Source organism: Nocardioides sp. 1609, from assembly GCF_004522105.1.
GTDB lineage: Bacteria > Actinomycetota > Actinomycetes > Propionibacteriales > Nocardioidaceae > Nocardioides.
Genome location: NZ_SPUJ01000005.1, coordinates 315877 through 335569, shown reverse-complemented (window position 1 = coordinate 335569; position 19693 = coordinate 315877). Strand labels below are relative to the sequence as shown.

Annotated in this window: 16 protein-coding genes; 2 read left to right on the top strand and 14 right to left on the bottom strand. The window is 72.0% G+C overall.

All coding sequences use genetic code 11. The features are described from left to right. Positions 1-70: 70 nt before the first annotated feature. The 5 genes from E4623_RS15420 to E4623_RS15400 form a co-directional block, all read right to left on the bottom strand. Positions 71-1441, bottom strand: coding sequence for a site-2 protease family protein (locus E4623_RS15420; protein ID WP_134767433.1), 1371 nt, complete (start codon positions 1439-1441; stop codon positions 71-73). Next, positions 1438-2553 (bottom strand): 1-deoxy-D-xylulose-5-phosphate reductoisomerase, encoded by a 1116-nt coding sequence (gene dxr, locus E4623_RS15415; RefSeq protein WP_134767432.1) that lies wholly within the window; start codon positions 2551-2553, stop codon positions 1438-1440. The genes E4623_RS15420 and dxr overlap by 4 nt, the downstream gene beginning before the upstream one ends. Positions 2554-2578: 25 nt before the next feature. After that, positions 2579-4309: a sodium:solute symporter gene (locus tag E4623_RS15410; RefSeq protein ID WP_280633663.1), complete on the bottom strand. Its 1731-nt coding sequence runs from the start codon at positions 4307-4309 to the stop codon at positions 2579-2581. Continuing rightward, complete coding sequence (locus E4623_RS15405) at positions 4306-4578, bottom strand: DUF3311 domain-containing protein (RefSeq protein WP_134767431.1); 273 nt, start codon at positions 4576-4578, stop codon at positions 4306-4308. The genes E4623_RS15410 and E4623_RS15405 overlap by 4 nt, the downstream gene beginning before the upstream one ends. A 65-nt stretch (positions 4579-4643) precedes the next feature. Further along, the gene (locus tag E4623_RS15400; protein WP_134767430.1) at positions 4644-4853 is read right to left on the bottom strand and encodes a hypothetical protein; all 210 of its coding nucleotides are present in this window, start codon (positions 4851-4853) and stop codon (positions 4644-4646) included. Between the two features lie 185 nt (positions 4854-5038). Between E4623_RS15400 and E4623_RS15395 the strand changes: the two genes are divergently transcribed. Then, complete coding sequence (locus E4623_RS15395) at positions 5039-5626, top strand: TetR/AcrR family transcriptional regulator (RefSeq protein ID WP_167736664.1); 588 nt, start codon at positions 5039-5041, stop codon at positions 5624-5626. 57 nt (positions 5627-5683) lie between these two features. On the opposite strand, the gene E4623_RS15390 is transcribed toward E4623_RS15395, so the two are convergent. Genes E4623_RS15390 through E4623_RS15370 form a run of 5 tightly spaced genes read right to left on the bottom strand, consistent with a single transcriptional unit; the run spans position 5684 to position 13375 of the window. Next, the gene (locus E4623_RS15390; protein ID WP_134767428.1) at positions 5684-7498 is read right to left on the bottom strand and encodes a HAMP domain-containing sensor histidine kinase; all 1815 of its coding nucleotides are present in this window, start codon (positions 7496-7498) and stop codon (positions 5684-5686) included. Between the two features lie 29 nt (positions 7499-7527). Then, positions 7528-8952, bottom strand: coding sequence for a M1 family metallopeptidase (locus tag E4623_RS15385; RefSeq protein ID WP_134767427.1), 1425 nt, complete (start codon positions 8950-8952; stop codon positions 7528-7530). Between the two features lie 21 nt (positions 8953-8973). Beyond that, a complete protein-coding gene (locus E4623_RS15380) occupies positions 8974-10233 on the bottom strand; it encodes a saccharopine dehydrogenase C-terminal domain-containing protein (protein ID WP_245155098.1) in 1260 nt (419 codons plus the stop codon). Further along, positions 10226-11659 carry a gamma-aminobutyraldehyde dehydrogenase gene (locus tag E4623_RS15375; RefSeq protein ID WP_134767426.1) on the bottom strand — a complete coding sequence of 478 codons (1434 nt, stop codon included), beginning with the start codon at positions 11657-11659 and terminating at the stop codon, positions 10226-10228. Before E4623_RS15375 ends, E4623_RS15380 begins: the two co-directional genes overlap by 8 nt. A gap of 54 nt (positions 11660-11713) precedes the next feature. Continuing rightward, entirely contained in the window at positions 11714-13375 is a 1662-nt protein-coding gene (locus E4623_RS15370; protein WP_134767425.1) for an amidohydrolase, read from the bottom strand. A 94-nt stretch (positions 13376-13469) separates the two neighbouring features. Here E4623_RS15370 and E4623_RS15365 point away from each other — a divergent pair, with 94 nt between their 5' ends. After that, on the top strand, positions 13470-14843 hold the full coding sequence (locus E4623_RS15365; RefSeq protein ID WP_134767424.1) for an aspartate aminotransferase family protein: 1374 nt from the start codon (positions 13470-13472) through the stop codon (positions 14841-14843). Positions 14844-15381: 538 nt separating this feature from the next. Here E4623_RS15365 and E4623_RS15360 read toward each other — a convergent pair. From E4623_RS15360 to E4623_RS15345, 4 genes are read right to left on the bottom strand one after another with little or no spacing between them, the layout of a single operon-like run. After that, a complete protein-coding gene (locus E4623_RS15360; RefSeq protein ID WP_134767423.1) occupies positions 15382-16788 on the bottom strand; it encodes an FAD-dependent oxidoreductase in 1407 nt (468 codons plus the stop codon). 6 nt (positions 16789-16794) lie between these two features. Further along, positions 16795-17667, bottom strand: a complete 873-nt coding sequence (locus tag E4623_RS15355) for an ABC transporter permease (RefSeq protein WP_245155097.1) — start codon at positions 17665-17667, stop codon at positions 16795-16797. Continuing rightward, entirely contained in the window at positions 17664-18524 is an 861-nt protein-coding gene (locus E4623_RS15350) for an ABC transporter permease (protein ID WP_134767422.1), read from the bottom strand. Before E4623_RS15350 ends, E4623_RS15355 begins: the two co-directional genes overlap by 4 nt. Then, positions 18517-19689 (bottom strand): ABC transporter ATP-binding protein, encoded by a 1173-nt coding sequence (locus tag E4623_RS15345; protein ID WP_134767421.1) that lies wholly within the window; start codon positions 19687-19689, stop codon positions 18517-18519. Before E4623_RS15345 ends, E4623_RS15350 begins: the two co-directional genes overlap by 8 nt. Positions 19690-19693 lie beyond the last annotated feature (4 nt).

Here is a 19693-nt window from a genome sequence, read left to right as displayed (position 1 = left end):
GGTTTCGTCGGCGCTCCTCGGCGCTCACCGGTGCTCGCCGGTGCTCGCTTGCTCCGACCTCCGGGTGGGATCAGCCCGAGATGTCGAGCGGCACCACGATGTCGCCGACGATCAGCACGACGCCCATCACGAGCATGGCGCTGGCGACGACGTAGGCGACCGGGAGCAGCTTGGCGGCGTCGACGTACCCGGGGTCGGGCTTGCGGCGCAGCCGGGCGATGCCGCGGCGCACGGCCTCCCAGAGGGCGGAGGCGATGTGACCGCCGTCGAGCGGCAGCAGCGGCAGGAAGTTGAACAGCCCGATGAAGAGGTTGAACCCGGCGATGAGGGTGAGCAGGAAGATCGTCTTCTCCTGCACGTCGAGCACCTCGCTGGAGGTCTGCTCGCCGGCGAAGCGGCCGCCTCCGACGATGCTGACCGGGCTGTCGGGGGCACGCTCCTCGAGGCCGAGGATGGCCTGCCCGACGTCGAAGACCTTCATCGGCAGCTGGCCCAGGGCCTTGACGGTGTCGACGGTCATCGTGCCCATCGCGTCGAGGGTGTAGATCGGGCCGCCCTTCTCGACGGCGACGTAGGTGGTGGGCGAGATGCCGAGGAAGCCGACCTCGCGCACCGTCTCCTCGGGGTCGTCGCCGGGGCTGGGCGGCTTGACGGTCGTGTTGGTCTCGGCCGTCGTCTCCTCGCCGTCGCGCACGTAGGTGATCGAGGCCGTGCCCTGGGCGTTGGCCTCGATCAGGTCGCGCAGCTGCTGCCAGCCGGTGACCTCGACGCCGTTGAAGCCGACGATCCGGTCACCCGGCACCAGGCCGGCGTCGAGGGCCGGGCTGATCGGGTCGTCGGCGGTGCACTGCCGCGGTGGGCCGTCGCCGGTCTGGGCGATGGCGCACTGCGAGACCGTCGCGACGACCGGGGCGCCCGGCTCGACCTCCTGGGTCCGCTGGCCGTAGGTCGAGAAGACGATCAGGAAGAGCACGAACGCGATGAGCAGGTTGACCGTCGGCCCGCCGGCCATCACGACGACCTTCTTCCACCACGCCATCTTGTAGAAGAGCCGGTCGTCGTCCTCGGGCCGGATCAGCTCCCACTCGGCGCTGCGGGCATCGGAGATCAGCTGGGTGAACATCCCGGTGTTGGACTTGCGGACCCGGTGGACGGGGTTGCCGTCGGCGTCGTGCTCGACCGAATCGACGAGCTCCTCGGCGGCCGGCGGCAGCATCCCGACGATCTTCACGTAGCCGCCGAGCGGGACCGCCTTGACGCCGTACTCGGTCTCGCCGACCTGCTTGCTCCACACGGTCGGGCCGAAGCCGATGAAGTACTGGGTGACCTTCCCGCCGAACTTCTTCGCCGGGATCATGTGGCCGAGCTCGTGCAGGCCGATCGAGACGAGGATGGCGGCGACGAAGATCACCACTCCGAGGAGGTACAGCAGGGCGGTCACTCGTCACTCCGGATCAGCTCGTGCGCGGCGCGGCGCGCCCACGCGTCGGCGGCGAGGACGTCGTCGACGGTGAGGGTCTGCGACGAGGGTACGTCGTGGGACCGCAGCACGTCCCCGACAACGCTCACGATGTCGGGGAACGGCAGCCGGCCGTCGTGGAAGGCCTCCACGCACACCTCGTTGGCTGCGTTGTAGACCGCCGGGGCCGTGCTGCCCCGCGCGCCCGCCTCCCGGGCGAGCCGCACGGCGGGGAAGGCCGTGTCGTCGAGCGGCTCGAAGCGCCAGTCGGCGGCCCTGGTCCAGTCGATCGGCGTCTCGGCGTCGGGGACCCGGTCGGGCCAGCCGAGGCCGAGCGCGATCGGGACCAGCATCGTCGGCAGGCCGAGCTGGGCCACGACCGCGCCGTCGACGAACTCGACCATCGAGTGGATCAGCTGCTGCGGGTGGACGACGACGTCGATCCGGTCGAGCGGGACGTCGAAGAGCAGGTGCGCCTCGATCACCTCGAGCCCCTTGTTGACCAGGGTCGCGGAGTTGGTGGTGATCACCTTGCCCATCGCGAAGTTCGGGTGCGCCAGCGCCTGGGCCGGGGTGACCGACGTCAGCTGCTCGCGGGTCATCCCCCGGAACGGCCCGCCGCTGGCGGTGAGCACCAGGCGGCGCACCTCACCGGCGGTGCCGGCGCGCAGGCTCTGGGCGATCGCGCTGTGCTCGGAGTCGACGGGCACGATCTGGCCGGGCCGGGCGCGGTCGCGCACCAGCGGGCCGCCGATGATGAGCGACTCCTTGTTGGCGAGGGCCAGCGTCGTCCCGGCGTCGAGGGCGGCGAGGGTCGGGCGGAGCCCGACGGCTCCGGTGATGCCGTTGAGGACGACGTCGCAGGGCCGGCCGGCCGCCTCGGTCGAGGCCTCCTCCCCCAGCCCCGAGTACGCCGGCGCGAACTCGGCCACCTGCGCGGCGAACAGCTCGGGGTTGCCGCCGCCGGCGGTCAGTCCGACGACACGGAACCGCTCGGGGTTGCTGCGGACGACGTCGAGGGCCTGGGTGCCGATCGAGCCGGTCGAGCCGAGGACGACGACGTCGCGCCGCTCGGGCTGGGAGGTCGGGTTCACGCCCCCGATCCTGACAGCCCGGGGGTCAGCGCGCGGTACCCGCGTCGCCGCCGTCGCGGCCCCCGGGGAGGTCCGGCTCGACGGCCAGCGGGTCGGCGGCGGCGAGGTCGGAGTCGACCCGCGGGTCGCCGGCGTCGGCGTAGTAGTCGCCGGCGGTGGTGGCGTCCCTGCCGTTGGGCACCTGCAGCGCGTGGAGCAGCAGGGTGAGGAGCACGGTGACGACGAGGTTCAGCGAGAACGCGGTGATCGCGATGTAGCCCATGTCGCCGAGGCCCGGGATCTCGGCGAGGCTGCCGCCGAAGTGGTCGGTGGCGGCGCTGGAGACCTGGTAGGCCTCGACGGTGCCGTAGACCATGCCGACGGCCCAGCCGCCCAGCAGCGCCTTGCGGTGGAACCAGCGCGTGTAGAGGCTGAACACGATCGCCGGGAAGGTCTGCAGGATCCAGATCCCGCCGAGGAGCTGGAAGTTGATCGCGTTCTGCTTGTCGAGGGTGAGCACGAAGACCAGCGCGAACGCCTTCACGACCAGCGACATCAGCTTGGAGACCTTCGCCTCCTGCTGCGGGGTGGCGTCCTTCTTGAGCCACTCCTTGTAGATGTTGCGCGAAAAGGTGTTGGCGGCGGCGATCGACATGATCGCGGCCGGCACGAGCGCACCGATCGCGATGGCGGCGAACGCGACGCCGACGAACCAGTCGGGGAAGAAGTCCTCGAACAGCTGCGGGACGACGAGCTGCGGGTTCTTCTCGCCGTCGAGGCCGGTGACGTCGGTGCCGGCCGCGATCGCGACCCAGCCGAGGAGCGCGAGCAGGCCGAGGACGAAGGAGTACGCCGGGAGGATCGCGGCGTTGCGGCGGATGGTGTCGCGGCTGCCGGACGACAGGCTGGCCGTCACCGAGTGCGGGTACATGAACAGCGCCATCGCCGAGCCGAGGCCGAGCGTGGCGTAGGCCCACATCTGGCCGTCGCCGGGGATGAACGAGCCGGTCGGGGCGCCCGTGTCGGGGTTGGGCGTCGCCATCTTGTCCTGGGCGGCGCCGAAGATGTCGTCCCAGCCGCCGACCTGCGAGGGCAGGTAGATGACGGCGACGATGATGACGACGTAGATCAGCGCGTCCTTGACGAAGGCGATGATCGCCGGGGCCCGCAGGCCCGAGGAGTAGGTGTAGGCCGCTAGCACCGCGAAGGCGATGAGCAGCGGCGCGTCCTGGGCGATGATGTTGTCGCCGCCGCCGACGCCGGCCACCTCGAGCACCGCCTGGATGCCGACGAGCTGCAGCGCGATGTAGGGCATGGTCGCGACGAACCCGGTGACCGAGACCGCGAGCGAGAGGTGGCGGTCGTCGTACCGGCCGCGGACGAAGTCGGCGGTGGTGACGTAGCCGTGGCGGTGGCTGACCGACCAGAGGCGCGCCATGAAGAGGAAGATGATCGGGTACAGGATGATCGTGTAGGGCACGGCGAAGAAGCCGGCCACCGCACCCAGCGAGAACATCGCCGCGGGCACGGCCACGAAGGTGTAGGCCGTGTAGAGGTCGCCGCCGAGCAGGAACCAGGTCACCCAGGTGCCGAACTTGCGGCCGCCGAGGCCCCACTCGTCGAGGCTGTCGAGCGACTCGGCACGCCGCCAGCGCGAGGCCAGGAAGCCGAGCACGGTGACGACGAGGAAGAGCGCGACCAGGACGACCAGCGCGGTGGTGTTGACCGAGGAGTCGGTCACCTGCGCCAGCGGACGGTCGACCAGCGGGCCGGTCACCTCCGACCACCGCGGCGGGCGCTCCTGGTCAGCAGGTACGCCGTCCAGGTGAGTCCCGAGCAGAGGAAGACCCACAGGAACTGGTACCAGAAGAAGAACGGGATGCCCCCGATGCTGGGGTCCTCCCGGGCGTAGCTGGGCACCCCGAGCAGCGCGACGACGGGGATCGCGAGGCACACGCAGGCCAGCGCGAGCTTGCGCCGGTCGGTGGGCGGCACGCCCGTCGGGTCGGTGGGGGTGCCTGCGTCGTCAGGACTCCCGAGAGACATGGGTCGGACGCTACTCCCGCCGGGCCCCCTTGAGGAGCCCCGTCGGACGGCGTCCGGCGGGTCGCTCAGGCGTGGCGGACGTGGCCGTTGGCGACCTGGAGGCGGCGGGTGCTGGTCGTGGCCTCGACGGACCGGCCGGCGGCGCTGGTGGCGGGGCGGTCCGCGGTGCGCAGGAGGCTGCCGAGCGCGACGACGGTCAGGACGAGCGCGAGCCCGGCGACGGCGGCGAAGGCGGCGAACCACGGGGTCATGGTGGGGAGGAGGTCGAAGGTCATGATGGGTTCCTTTTGGGCTTTCTACGGATGTAGTACCTACTGATGTAGAAACTACGCCTGTAGAAGGGCCCAGGCAAGTGCGGGAGACTGTCGGCTGCGCCACACTGCGTCGTACGACGTCACTCCGGTCGGCCACCAGGTCGGCCACCCCGGTCAGCCGTCCCGCCCAACCCCTGGAGTCCCTCGTGCCCCGCCCCGTCGCCACGGAACGCCGCTCGGTCCTGCTCGACGCCGCGCTCGACGTCGTCGTCCAGCAGGGGCTGCGCGGACTCACGCACCGCGCGGTCGACCGGGAGGCCGCCGTGGCCGAGGGGACGACGTCCGCCTACTTCCGCACCCGCCGCGCGCTGCACCACGCGCTGGCCGAGCGGGTCACCCACCGCCTCGCCGACGACGTCGACGAGGTCGTCGGCGACATCGGCGACGGCGACCCGGGCCGGCCGGAGGCGCTCGCGTGCGTCGTCGACCTCTTCACCGGGTGGCTCGACGAGTCCCCGCTGCTCCAGGCCAAGGTCGAGCTGACCCTGGAGTCGACCCGCGACGCCGACCTCGCCGCCGTCCTGGCCCGCGAGCGGGAGCGGGTGGTCGGCCTGGTCGCCTCGGTGCTCGAGGCACGGGGCAGCTCCGAGGCCCGGCCCCGCGCCTCGGTGGTGGTCGCCGCGTTCGACGGCATCCTGCTCGCCGCGCTCACCAGCGCTCCGGAGGAGCGCGACGGGTTCGTCGCCGACGCCGTGCGCCTCACCCTGCAGCCGCTGTCGCGCAAGGACGGCTGACCGGTCCGCTCCGGTGCCCGGCTGACCTCGGCGGTGCTCGGCGGACCCCGGCGGACCTCAGTGGCCGTCGGCGGCCGGCAGCCGGACCGCGAACGTCGTGCCCGAGCCCAACGTCGAGGTGACGCGCACGGCCCCGGCGTGCCGCTCGACGATGGTCGCCACGATCGCCAGGCCGAGCCCGGTGCCCGGCTCGCGGAGCGCTGCGGGGTTCGTCGTCCGGAAGAACGCGCGGAAGAGGCCGGCCTGGTCGTCCGCGGAGATCCCGAGCCCGTCGTCGACGACCCGGACGACCACCTCCTGCCCGTCGCGCTCGAGGTCGATCGTCACGACCCCGCCGGCGGGGGTGTACTTGATCGCGTTGCTGACGAGGTTCGAGAGCATCCGGTCGAGCTCGACCGGGTCGCCGTCCACCACCAGTCCCGCCCGCGGCGCCTCGCCGCCCTGGCGGCGGATCCTGACGCCCTTGGCCTCGGCGGCCGACCCCATCAGGCCGAGGACGTCGGCCGACGTCCGCCCCAGGTCGACCGGGATCCGGACCAGCGGGTGCCGCGGGTCGCCCACCTGGGCCAGCAGCAGCAGGTCGTCGACCACCTTGTTCATCCGTCCGGCGCCGCGGCTCATGGCGCGGTGGTGCCGGGCCGCGCCGTCGTCCAGGTCGAGCTCCCCGAGCAGCTCGAGGTTGCCCAGGATGACGGCGAGCGGTGTCCGCAGCTCGTGCGACAGGGTCGCGATGAGCTGGCTGCGGTAGTCCTCCAGGCGCTTCAGCTCGCGCACCAGCGCCCGCTCGCTCTCGAGGGCCCGCACGGTCATCAGCGCCGCCCCGAGGTCGTGCCCGATCTCCAGCGCGGACGCCGTCTCGACCGGCGACCAGTGCGGCCGGGAGTCCTGGCGGGGCAGCACGAGGAACCCCAGGCACTCCTCCCCCGCCCCGAGCGGGATGCCGATCACCAACGACACCCCCAGGTCCGCGAGGAGCTGCCGCCCGGCCTCCAGGTGCCGGCCCGCGATGTCGTACCCCTGCGCGCCGGCGATGCCCTCCTCGTCGAGGACCGCCACCCGCTGCTCGCGCCACAGGCGGGGCGCCAGCTCGGCGGCCACCTCGTGCAACCAGTCCGGGAGGACGACGAGGTCGCCGGCCTTCGTGCGGGCGTAGCCGCGGGTGGTGCCGTCCGGCTCGAGGATCTCGATCCAGGTGCCGACCGCGCCGAAGCCCTCGATCAGCGGTTGGTGGGTCGAGATCAGCACCGCGTCCAGCGAGGCGTGCACGGGGATGGACGCCGCCCGGATCATCCGGCGGGCCGCCTCGGCGTGCGCCACCTGCTGGACGAGCTCCTCGCGCTCGAACGCCGTGAGCACGGCCCGCTCGGTCTGGGCGGCGTAGCGCTCGAGGAGGTCGCGCAGCGCGAGGTCGGGACGGCGGCCCGAGAGCGGGCCGTCCAGGGACAGCGCCCCGACGAGGGCGCCCTCGTCGTCGCGGAGGAACGCGACCAGGATGTCGCGCGGGTCCCACGCGTCCTCGAGGCTCGGGTCGTGCTCGGCGGGCAGGATGAACCAGTAGCCGTCGAGGTCGGAGGCCTCGTCGTACCGGTCGGCCGGGACGAACCGGAACCTGCCCCAGTCGTCACCCCGCTCGAGCACGAGGTCGAGGGCCGAGACCGGGTCGGCGTGCTGGAAGACGAGGTCGCGGAACTCGTCGGGACCGGTGTAGGCGACGGTGACCAGCAGGTCGTCGAGGATCACGCTCAGGGCGGCCGTGCTGAACCCGGTCATCTGCGCGACCGAGTCGACCATCAGCTGCAGCACCGCCCGGGCCGAGGAGTCCGACCAGACCGAGGGGTCGATCCGTCCGCCCGGGGCCGACTCGTTGTCCATCACCTCGCGCCCGTCGCGTCGCGGCGGCGTCAGCGCAGCCCGTTGCGGGCGGTCGCCCGCGGGGGACGTGGTGCCTTCAGCCAGGCGCGGAAGAAGCCGTCGAGACGGGTCCCCGCCACCTGCTCGGCGAGTCGGCGGAACTCCGGGACGCTCGCGTTGGCGTGGCGGTGCCGGCGGACCCAGGTGCGCAGCAGCCGGGTGAAGTCGCGGCCGCCGATGCGGTGCCGCAGCGCCTGCACGGCCATGGCGCCACGGGTGTAGACGGCGTCGTCGAAGATCCGGCCCCTGCCGGGGCCGGTCAGGTCGAGCCTCCAGAACGACCGGTCGCCGTAACGACCGTGGTAGGTGTCGCGCAGCCACTGCTGCCCGGTCGGACCGCCGTGCTTCTCGGCGTGCAGGACCTCCATGAACGTCGCGAAGCCCTCGTTGAGCCAGACGTCGCGCCACCGGTCGACCGAGACCGAGTCGCCGAACCACTGGTGCGCCAGCTCGTGGACGACGATCGAGGCGCTGTAGACGCCGGGGTACGTCGGCCGCGTCTGGTTCTCCAGGGCGAAGCCCACCGGCAGCGCGGTGCTGAGGCCGCCCGTCGACTCGAACGGGTACGGCCCGAGCCGTCCCGCGAGCCAGGACGTGATCTCGTCGCTGCGGAGCAGGTTGCGCCGCGAGATGCGGCGGCTCTCGGCCGGCAGTCCCCTCGAGACCGCGACGTACCACGGGAGCCCGTCGCGCACGCCCTGCGTCACGTCGTAGCGGCCGAGCGCGAAGAACGCCAGGTACGTCGCCATCGGCCGGGCCGAGCGCCAGTGGGTCGTGGCCTCCGCGCCCGCCACCGTGCGTCCGACCAGCACCCCGTTGGACACGACCTGGTGGCTGGCCGGCCCGGTGACGGTGACGTCGAAGGTGGCCTTGTCGCTCGGGTGGTCGTTGGAGGGGAACCACCACGGCGCCATGTGCGGCTCGTTCATGGTGACGACCTCGGTGTCGTCGGCGAGCCAGTTCTGCTCACCGGCGTACTCGATGCCGGCGGGCGCGCCGGCGTACTCGACGACGACGTCGACGACGTCACCGGCGTCCAGCGGCGTGGCCGGGGTGATCTGCAGCTCGTGCGGGTCCGGCTTGGAGTACGCCGCCGGCACGTCGTCGACCCGCACGGCGGTGACCGGCAGCAGCAGGTCGAGCTGGAACCGGGTCAGGTCGGCGGTCGCGCGCAGCGTCACCGTCGTCGTGCCGGACAGCACCCCGGTGCCGAAGACGTAGCGGTCGTGGACGTCGTAGTGCTGCACGTCGATCCCGCCGTTGCCGTCGAGCGGCCAGTAGGGGTCGCCGATCCCGGGACCGCCCGGCCCCGGGGCGCGGGCCGCGCGCGGTCCGCCCGCGGCCGTGCCGGCCGGGAGCAGGGCCACGAGCAGGGCGGTGGCGGCGGTCAGACCGACGCAGCGACGCAACGACATGCGAGCAAGGTAGACCGTCGTTCAGCCGGCCGCTGCAGGAGTCATCTCGCGCTGGCCCCACGGGGCGCCGTACTCGGTGAGCAGGTCGAGGAACGGCACGGCGTCGAAGGCCTCCGGCCCGAGCACGCCGACGCCCGTCCACACGCCGGTGGCGAGCAGCTCGAGCGCGACGACGGGGTTGACGGCGGTCTGCCAGACCACGCACTGGTGGCCGTACTCCGCCATCGTCCACTCGTTGTCGACGACGTGGTAGAGGTACGTCGACCTCGCCGCGCCGTCCTTGCCGGTGCCCGTCACCCACAGCCCGGCGCAGGTCTTGCCCCGCATCCGCGGGCCGACCGTGGCCGGGTCGGGCAGCACGGCGGCGACGACGTCGCGCGGGCTGACCTCGCAGTGGCCCCCGCCGGCCTTCACGCGCACCTTCTCGGTGCGGTCGAGGCCGAGGGTGTGGAGCACCTTGAGGATGGTGATGAACTCATCGCCCAGCCCGTACTTGAAGGTCGCGCGCCGGCAGTCGATCCAGCGCGGCATGAGGAGCACCTCCTCGTGCTCGACGTTGACGCACTCCACCGGGCCGATGCCCTCGGGGAAGTCGAAGACCTCGGGCTCGCTGAACGGCGCCGTCGTGTGCCAGGCGCCGTCCTGCCAGACCACCGGCGGGTTGAGGCACTCCTCGATCGTCGTCCACATCGAGAACGACGGCGCGAAGACCTCGTTGCCGTCGTCGTCGGTGACCACGAGGTTGGCGCCGTCGCGGGTGCCGAGCTCGTCGATCTCGGAGAACAGGTGGTCGGCGGCGTAGCGGGCGAAGACGTCGGACAGGCCCGGCTCGACGCCGATGCCGACCAGGGCGAGACGGCCGGCGGCCGCCCAGTCCTCGGCGACGGCGAACTGCTCGTCGCCGAGCTTGACGCCGGTCTTCTCGTACGGCGCCTCGGGGTGCGGCCGCGACAGCGACATCGCCATGTCGAGGTAGTCGGCGCCGGCGGCCAGGGCGCCGTCGAAGATCGACATGTTGAAGACCGGGTCGACGGCGTTCATCACGTGGGTGATGCCGTGCTCGGCGCACAGGGCCGAGACGGAGCCGGCGTCCGAGGCGTCGATCTGCGCGGCCACGAACCGGTCGTCGTTCGCGGCGGCCCGCTCGGCCTTCGCGAGGTCGTAGTCGGCGATCACGATCGCCGCGTAGAAGTCGCGCCGCGCCGCGATCGCGGTGAACGCGCCGCCGACGCCGCCGGCGCCGACGAGGAGGATCCGCATCGAGTCGCCCCGCTCACTCACCGAAGTAGCTCATCACGTGCTTGACGCGCGTGTAGTCCTCGAGGCCGTACATCGAGAGGTCCTTGCCGTACCCGGAGTGCTTGAAGCCGCCGTGCGGCATCTCGGAGACGAACGGGATGTGGGTGTTGATCCACACCACGCCGAAGTCGAGCTTGCGGCTCATCCGCAGGGCGCGGCCGTGGTTCTCGGTCCACACGCTCGAGGCGAGGCCGTACTGGACGCCATTGGCCCAGCGCAGCGCCTCGGCCTCGTCGCTGAACTTCTGCACCGTCATGACCGGGCCGAAGATCTCGTCCTGGACCTGCTCGTCGTCCTGGCGCAACCCGGAGAGGACGGTCGGCTCGTAGAAGTAGCCGCGCTCGCCCTGGCGGGTGCCGCCGGTCGCGACCGTGGCGTGGTCGGGCAGCCGGTCGACCATCCCGGCGACGCGCTCGAGCTGGTGGGCGTTGTTGAGCGGGCCGTAGTAGGTGCCCTCGTCGTCGGGCGCGCCGGTGGGCATCCCCCTCGCGGCCTCGGCCAGGGCCGCCACGAACTCGTCGTGGATGCCCTCCTGGACCAGCACGCGGGTGGCGGCGGTGCAGTCCTGGCCGGCGTTGAAGAGACCGGCCCCGGCGATGCCCTCCGCCGTCCGGGCGATGTCGGCGTCGTCGAAGACCACCACGGGGGCCTTCCCGCCGAGCTCGAGGTGGACCCGCTTGAGGTCGCTCGCGGCCGACGCCGCGACCTCCATGCCGGCGCGCACCGAGCCGGTGATCGCGACCATCTGCGGCGTCTTGTGGGCCACCAGCGCGCGGCCGGTGTCCCGGTCGCCGCACACGACGTTGAGGACGCCGGGCGGCAGGAACTCCTGGCAGATCTCCGCCAGCAGCGACGAGCTCGCCGGGGTCGTGTCGCTCGGCTTGAGGACGATGGTGTTGCCGCCGGCCAGCGCCGGGGCGATCTTCCAGATCATCATCATCAGCGGGTAGTTCCACGGCGTCACCTGGCCGACGACGCCGATCGGCTCGCGGCGGACCCAGGAGGTGTGGTCGGCCATGTACTCGCCGGCCGAGCGGCCCTCGAGGATGCGGGCGGCGCCGCCGAAGAACTTGAAGTGGTCCGAGGCGTAGGGCATCTCCTCGGCCATCGTCAGCCCGAGCGGCTTGCCGGTGTCCTTGCACTCGACGGCGTTGATCTCCTCGACCCGCTCCTCGATCGCGGCCGCGATCTTGAGCAGGGCGTTCGAGCGGTCCTGCGGGGTCGTGTCGCCCCAGGCCTCGAACGCGGCCTCGGCGGCGGCGTACGCGCGGTCGACGTCCTCCTGGCCCGACAGGGGCGCGGCGGCGTAGACCTCTCCGGTCGTGGGGTCGATGACGTCGTAGGTCTCGCCCGACACCGAGTCGACGAGCTCACCGTTGACGACGTTCTTGAAGGTCTGGTCGGCCATGGCGGGGAGCCTAGTGAGATGACAACGGAATCTGTAGCCCCTGGCGCAGGTCGGTCACGGATTTCGTTGCTGGTGGACCTGTTCACCATCGATCCAGGTGCTGAGGACCCGGGTCGCGCCGATCTCGGCGGCGGGGGCCGCGAACGGGTCGCGGTCGAGCACCACGAGGTCGGCGGCCGCGCCGGGGGCGACGACACCGGCCCCGTCGAGGCGGTCGCGGTGGTTGATCCACGCGCTGCCCGAGGTGTAGGCCGCGAACGCCGTCTCGAGGGCGAGGGCCTGCTCCGGGAGGAAGGCCACGACGTCGCCGCCGGGGCCGGCCGGCCCGTCCTCGCCGTGCGCCCAGCGGTTGACGGCCACGTGGATCGCCTGCAGGGGGTCGGGGGTGCTGACCGGCCAGTCGGAGCCGGCGACCAGGCGCGCGCCCGCGCGGTGCAGGTCACCGAACGGGTACTGCCAGCGCGAGCGCTCCTCCCCCAGGAACGGCAGCGTCAGCTCGACCATCTGCTCGTCGAGGCAGGCCCACAGCGCCTGCACGTTGGCCGCGACGCCGAGCGCGGCGAAGCGGCGGACGTCGTCGGGGTGCACGACCTGGAGGTGGGCGAGGTGGTGGCGGCGCTCGGCGCGGGTGGCGGGGTCGGTGGCCTCGAAGGCGTCGAGGGCCTCGCGGACCCCGCGGTCGCCGATCGCGTGCACGTGCACCTGGAAGCCGGCCGCGTCCAGGGCGGCGACGGCCGCGCGGAGCTCGGCCGGGCTGAGGAACGAGTGGCCGGTGTTGTCGGTGGCGTGGCCGCACCGGTCGAGGTACGGCGCGCCCAGGGCCGCCGTGCCGTTCTCGGCGACGCCGTCCTGCATGATCTTGACGCTGGTGGCGCGGAACCGGCCGCCGGACATCGCCTCGCGGCGCGCGACCAGGTCGGCGACCTGCTCGACGCCGCGCTGCCGCTCCCACCAGAGCGCCCCGACGACGTCGGAGCGGAGGTCGCCGCTCGCGGCCGCGGCGGTGTAGGTCGCCGAGGTGTCGTCCATGCCGGAGTAGGCGCCGACGATGGCGTCCTGCCAGCCGGTGACGCCGAGGGAGTGCAGGTAGGCCTGGCCGCTCATCAGGGCCGCGAGGTAGTCGGCGTCCGTCGAGGGCGGGAGGTGGCGCGAGACCAGCGCGGTGGCGCCCTCGTGCAGGGTCCCGGTCGGACGACCCTCGGCGTCGCGCTCGATCCGTCCGTCGGCGGGGTCGGGGGTGTGCCGGTCGATCCCCGCGACCTCGAGCGCCCGCGAGTTCACCCAGGCGCCGTGGTGGTCGCGGTTGGGCAGGAAGACGGGGCGGTCGGGCACGACGGCGTCGAGGTCGACTGCGGTCGGGGTGCCACCCGGGAAGGCCGGCATCGCCCAGCCGCCGCCGAGGATCCACGGCTCGCCGGGGTGCGCGGCGGCGTACGCGGCCACCGCGGCGACGTACTCCTCGCGGGTGTCGAGACCGGACAGGTCGCAGCGCATCCGCTCGAGCCCACCCTGGACGGGGTGGACGTGGGCGTCGACGAATCCCGGGGCGAGGAGGGCTCCGGCGAGGTCGACGACGTCGGCGCGCGCCGGGGATCCCGCCCCGGTCCCCGCGCCGCCGACGGCGACCACGCGGCCGGCGTCGACCAGCACGTCGTGACCGGGACCGCGGTAGCGGTGGCCGTCGAACAGGGCGGCGTTGCGGAAGAGCGTCGTCACGGCGACGAGTCTGGCACGACGGAATCCGCAGTCGGAGGTGCCGCCGACCACTGATTCACTTGCAGAAGCGGTCCGCGACCCTCAGGATGGTTACATGGACGCCGCCGAGCTGCAGCACGCCGCGAAGAACAACCTCTGGATGCACTTCACCCGCCACGACACCTACGGCGGTCCCGACGGGGCCGACGTACCGGTGATCGTGCGGGGCGAGGGCGCCTACATCTTCGACGACAAGGGCAAGCGCTACCTCGACGCGCTCGCCGGCCTGTTCGTCTCCCAGCTCGGCCACGGCCGCACCGAGCTCGCCGAGGCCGGCGCCGCGCAGGCGCGTGAGCTGGCCTTCATGCCGTTGTGGTCCTACGCGCACCCCCCGGCGATCGAGCTGGCCCACAAGGTCGCGCAGGCGGCGCCGGGCGACCTGAACCGGGTCTTCTTCACCAGCGGCGGCGGCGAGGCCGTCGAGACCGCGTGGAAGCTCGCCAAGAACTACTTCAAGCTCACCGGCCGGCCGATGAAGCACAAGGTCATCAGCCGCGCGATCGCCTACCACGGCACCACCCAGGGTGCGCTCTCGATCACCGGGCTCCCGCTGCTCAAGCAGCAGTTCGAGCCGCTGGTGCCCTCGACGTTCCGGGTGCCCAACACCAACATCTACCGCGCCCCGATCCACGGCGACGACCCGGAGGCCTTCGGCCGCTGGGCCGCCGACCAGATCGCGGTCGCCATCGAGAACGAGGGCCCCGACACGGTCGCCGCGGTCTTCCTCGAGCCGGTCCAGAACGCCGGCGGCTGCTTCCCGCCGCCCCCCGGCTACTTCCAGCGGGTGCGCGAGATCTGCGACGAGTACGACGTCCTCCTGGTCTCCGACGAGGTCATCTGCGCCTTCGGTCGCCTCGGCCACCTCTTCGGCGCCGAGCGCTACGGCTACCAGCCCGACATGATCACCTGCGCCAAGGGCATCACCTCCGGCTACGCCCCCCTCGGCGCGATGATCGCCAGCGACCGGCTGATGGAGCCGTTCCTGCAGGGCGGCGAGATGTTCGCCCACGGCTACACCTTCGGCGGACACCCGGTCTCGACCGCGGTCGGCCTGCGCAACCTCCAGCTGTTCGAGGAGGAGAAGGTGCTCGAGAACGTCCGCGACAACGAGGGCGCCTTCCGCGCCACCCTCGAGAAGCTCAAGGACCTCCCGATCGTCGGCGACGTCCGCGGCGACGGGTACTTCTACGGCATCGAGCTCGTCAAGGACAAGGACACCAAGGAGACCTTCAGCGCCGAGGAGTGCGAGCGCCTGCTCTTCGGTTACGTCTCCAAGCAGCTCTTCGCCGAGGGTCTCTACTGCCGCGCCGACGACCGCGGCGACCCCGTCGTCCAGCTCGCTCCCCCGCTGATCTGCGACCAGACGCACTTCGACGAGATCGAGCAGATCATGCGCACCGTCCTCGAGAAGGCCGGCCAGATGCTCTGAGGACGGACGCAGGAGCGAAGCGACAGCGTGCCGTCCTCGATGGTGGTCGAGCAAGCGGCGCTGCTGAGGAACGAAGCCGCGACCCGCGTGTCGAGACCTCCGCAGCCGGAAGCCCGACGGCACCAGGGACGAGCCGGGTCGAGAGGTCTCGACTCGCCGTGACTCCGTCCCCGCGGCTCGACCACCGGAGCCGCGGCGGTCGCGGCGCCAGGGACGAGCCGGGTCGAGAGGTCTCGACTCGCCGTGACTCCGTCCCCGCGGCTCGACCACCGGAGGCACGGCGCGATCAACCCGGGCCAGTCGAGGGCGCGCAGCTACAGGTCGCGGCACCAGGGACGAGCCGGGTCGAGCGGGTCTCGACTCGCGGTGACTCCGTCCCCGCGGCTCGACCACCGGAGCCGCGGCGGTCGCGGCACCAGGGACGAGCCGGGTCGAGCGGGTCTCGACTCGCGGTGACTCCGTCCCCGCGGCTCGACCACCGGAGGCACGCCGCGATCAGCCGGCGAAGCCCAGCCCGGCCACGGGAGGCGCGGCGTGATCAGCTGTCGAAGCCCAGGCCGGCCCGGTCGAGGGCGCGCAGCCACAGGTTGCGGCGGCCGCCGTTGCGGTCGGCGCGGTCCATCGACCAGCGCGTCAGGTTGATGCCGACGGCGCGGGCCGGCTCGGGGGGGAAGGGCAGCGGCTTGCTGCGCACCATCTCCAGCTCGGTGCGCTCGGTGGGCTCGCCGGCGAGCAGGTCGAGGACGACGTCCGCGCCGAAGCGGGTCGCGGCGACGCCGAGGCCGGTGTAGCCGAGGGCGTAGGCGGCCCGGCCCCCGAACGCCGTCCCGTAGAACGCCGTGAAGCGGGTGCAGGTGTCGATCACGCCGCCCCAGCGGTGGCTGAACCGCAGCCCCTCGAGCTGCGGGAAGGTCTCGAAGAAGTGCTCGGCCAGGACGCCGTGGGTGCGGTCGGACTGCTCGAGCGAGCGGTCGATGCGCGAGCCGTAGTGGTAGACCGCGTCGTAGCCGCCCCAGAGGATCCGGTGGTCGCGGGTCTGCCGGTAGTAGTGGAACTGGTTCGCGCTGTCGCCGACGCCCTCGCGCCCGGCCCAGCCGATCGCCGCCCGCTGCTGCGCCGACAGCGGTTCGGTCATCAGCACGTGGTCGTAGACGGGCACGCTCATCAGCCGGAGCCGGCGCAGCAGCGGACGGAACGCGTTCGTGGCCAGCGCGACCTGGCGCGCGCGCACCGAGCCCGTGGCAGTCCGCGCGACGACGCCGCCACCGACGCGGCCGTCGTCCCGGTCGAGCGAGCGCACCACCGTGCCCTCGTGGATCCTGGCGCCCAGGTCGAGGCAGGCCTGCCGCAGCCCCCAGGCGAGCCGCGCCGGCTCGACGAGCGCGCACCCGGCGCGGTCGAGGAGTCCACCGAGGTAGGTCGGGGAGTCGACGTGAGCGCGGACGCCGGCGGCGTCGAGCAGCTCGACGTCGTGCCCGGCGGCGCTCATCGCCCGCGCGGCCGCGGCGAGCTCCTCGACCTGGTGCGGCCGGGCGGCCACCGCCAGCTCGCCGGTCTCCTCCCACCCGCAGTCGATGCCGTGGCGCGCGACGGTCTCGCCGATCCCCCGCAGGTTCTCGGCGCCCAGCCGGTCCAGCTGGGCGAGCTCGTCGGGCCAGCGCTCCAGCCCGTTGCCGAAGCCGTGGGTCAGCGACGCCGCCGCGAAGCCGCCGTTGCGGCCGCTCGCCTCGTTGCCGCACCGGCCCGCCTCGAGCACCACGATTGATCGGCCCGGCTCGCGCTCCAGCGCCCGCAACGCGGTCCAGAGGCCGCCGTACCCGCCGCCGACGACGAGCAGGTCGGCCTCCACGTCGCCGACGAGGCCCGGGAGCGGCTCGGGTCGGTCGGGGTCGTCGAGCCAGAAGACCGACCGCTCGGCGGCCGCCAGTGCCCGGGCTGCACCCACGACGGCCTACGCGGCCTGGCGCCGGGCGCGGGACTGACCGATCAGCACGATCGCCAGCGAGATCACGATCATCACCGTGCCGACGACGTTGATCTGCATCGGGACGGACCGCCGGCTGACGCCCCAGACGTACATGGGGAACGTGGTGGTGTTGCCGGAGTTGAGGTTGGTGACGATGAAGTCGTCGAAGGACAGCGAGAACGACAGCATGGCCGCGCCGAGGATGCCGGGGAAGACCAGCGGGAAGGTGATCTTCCAGAAGGTCTGCGCCGGGGTCGCGTAGAGGTCCATCGCCGCCTGCTCGAGGGCGTCGTCCATGCCGGCGAGGCGGGCCCGCACCGTGACGACCACGAAGGACAGGCAGAACATCACGTGGGCGATGAAGATCGTCCAGAAGCCGAGCTGGCCGGCCAGGCCGGCCGCCACGAACATCGCGAGCAGCGAGGAGCCGAGCACGATCTCGGGCGCCGCCATCGGCATGAAGATCAGCAGGTTGCTCGTCGAGCGGCCCTTGAACTGGTGCCGCACCAGGGCGAACGCCGCCAGCGTGCCGAGCAGGGTCGCGAGCAGGGTCGCGAGCAGTCCGATCTCGATGCTGCGACCGAGCGCGCTGCACATGCTCGGGTCCTCGCAGGGGTTCAGCCAGTTGTCGAGGGTGAAGCCGTTGAACTCGTAGATCTTCGACTGCTCGCTGATCGGCTCGTTGAAGCTCATCAGCACCACGACGGCGATCGGCACGAACGTGTAGGCGAGGACGAGGATGCCGAGGATCAGCACGACGTGCTCGCGCAGCCACGCGAACGGGCTGCGGCGCGGCGGCTTCGCGGCCGGCCGGCGCCCGGTCGACCCCGTCGACCCGGTGGCCTGGACGGCGCTCACAGCAGCTCCTCCGTGCCGGCGCGGCGGACGTAGACCAGCACCATCGCCAGGATCATCGTCATCAGGATCACCGACAGCGCACCGGCCGCCGGGTAGTCGTTGGCGTCGGTGAACAGGCTCTGGACGACGTTGCCGATCATCCGGGTGTTGGTGTTGCCCAGCAGCTCGGCGTTGATGAAGTCGCCGACGGCCGGGATGAAGGTCAGCAGCGTCCCGGACACGACGCCGGGCAGCGACAGCGGCCAGGTGACCTTGAAGAACGACACGACCGGGTTGCCGTACAGGTCGCGGGAGGCCTCGATGAGCCGGTAGTCCATCTTGTCGAGGCTGGCGAACAGCGGGAGCACCATGAACGGCAGGAAGTTGTAGGTCAGGCCGGCCACCACCGCGAACGGCGTCGCGAGCAGCCGGCCGTCGTCGCCGAGGACCTGGAGGAGCTGCAGGGTGTTGACGATGAAGCCGTCGTCGGCCAGCAGCAGCTTCCACGACAGGGTGCGGACCAGGAAGCTGGTGAGGAACGGCGCGATCACCAGGACCAGCATCAACGTCTTGTATCGCCCGGACTTGAACGCGATCGCGTAGGCGAGCACGTAGCCGAGCACGAGGCAGAAGAAGGTCGCGATGGCGCCGTACAGCAGGGAGCGGAGCAGCGGCTGCCAGTAGGCCTCGACGACGTCGACGTAGTTCCCGAACGCGTAGGTCATCTGGTAGCCGCGGAAGTCGGAGCCGGTCGGGTCGTAGAGGCTCGTGGCGATCAGGGAGTAGAACGGGAAGGCGAAGAAGACCAGCAGCCACAGGGCGCCGGGGATGATGAGCAGGTAGCCGGTGCGCCCCCGCCGGCGCACCGTCTCAGCCATCCGCGCCGACCTTGTCGGCGCCGGCCGAGGCGTCCTGCGCGTGGTCGAGCAGGAACGCGTACTCCGGGCGCCACGACAGCTCGACGGCGTCGCCCTTGCGGAAGATCGTGACCCGCCCGGTGTTCTGCTGGAAGACCTGCAGCTCCTGGCCCCACGGCATCCTGACGAGGTACTGGGTGCTGACGCCGAAGAAGCTGACGTCGGTGACGATGCCGCCCGGGATCGTGTTGCCGGGCGCGTCGAGCGCCTCGCCCGGCGCCCCGATCAGCACCTTCTCGGGCCGGATGCCGATCCACCCGCGCTCGCTCGCGGTGTGGGACCGGCCGGCCGGCACCGACACCGGCGTCCCGTGCATGTCCATCGTGACGACGTCGCCGGAGCGGCCCACGACGGTGCCGTCGATGAGGTTGGACTGGCCGAGGAAGTTGGCGACGAACGTGCTCCGGGGGTTCTCGTACAGGTCGGCCGGCGCGCCCATCTGCTCGATGACGCCCTTGTTCATCACCGCGACGGTGTCGGCCATCGTCATGGCCTCCTCCTGGTCGTGGGTGACGTGGATGAAGGTGAGCCCGACCTCGGTCTGGATCCGCTTGAGCTCGATCTGCATGCTGCGGCGCAGCTTGAGGTCGAGCGCGCCGAGCGGCTCGTCGAGCAGCAGCACCTCGGGCTTGTTGATCAGCGCACGGGCCAGCGCGACGCGCTGCTGCTGGCCACCGGAGAGCTGCGCGGGGCGCTTGCGCGCCTGCGGTCCGAGCTCGACGAGGTCGAGCATCTCCTTGACCTCGGACTCGACGTTCTTCTGCTTGCGGCGCCGCAGACCGAAGGCGACGTTCTCGAAGATGTCGAGGTGCGGGAAGAGGGCGTAGCTCTGGAAGACCGTGTTGACCGGCCGCTGGTACGGCTTGGTCGCGGTGATGTCGTCGCCGGCCAGCAGGATCGTGCCGGACGTCGGCGTCTCGAGGCCGGCGACCATCCGCAGCGTCGTCGTCTTCCCGCACCCGGACGGACCCAGAAGCGCGAAGAACGAGCCCCGCGGGACGTCGAGGTCGAGGTCGTCGACCGCGGTGAACGTCGCGAACGACTTCGTCAGCGCCCGCAGCCGGAGGCCGTCGTACGTCGTGTGGTCGTCCTTGCCGAGGGTCGTCGAGCCTCCGGTGCGCTCCACCGCC

Coding starts and splice junctions, on each gene's coding strand:
- E4623_RS15400 (WP_134767430.1), bottom strand. CDS start 4,853: ATGACCTTCGACCTCCTCCCCACCATGACCCCGTGGTTCGCCGCCTTC.
- E4623_RS15385 (WP_134767427.1), bottom strand. CDS start 8,952: ATGTCGTTGCGTCGCTGCGTCGGTCTGACCGCCGCCACCGCCCTGCTC.
- E4623_RS15350 (WP_134767422.1), bottom strand. CDS start 18,524: ATGGCTGAGACGGTGCGCCGGCGGGGGCGCACCGGCTACCTGCTCATC.
- E4623_RS15390 (WP_134767428.1), bottom strand. CDS start 7,498: ATGGACAACGAGTCGGCCCCGGGCGGACGGATCGACCCCTCGGTCTGG.
- E4623_RS15365 (WP_134767424.1), top strand. CDS start 13,470: ATGGACGCCGCCGAGCTGCAGCACGCCGCGAAGAACAACCTCTGGATG.
- E4623_RS15405 (WP_134767431.1), bottom strand. CDS start 4,578: ATGTCTCTCGGGAGTCCTGACGACGCAGGCACCCCCACCGACCCGACG.
- E4623_RS15375 (WP_134767426.1), bottom strand. CDS start 11,659: ATGGCCGACCAGACCTTCAAGAACGTCGTCAACGGTGAGCTCGTCGAC.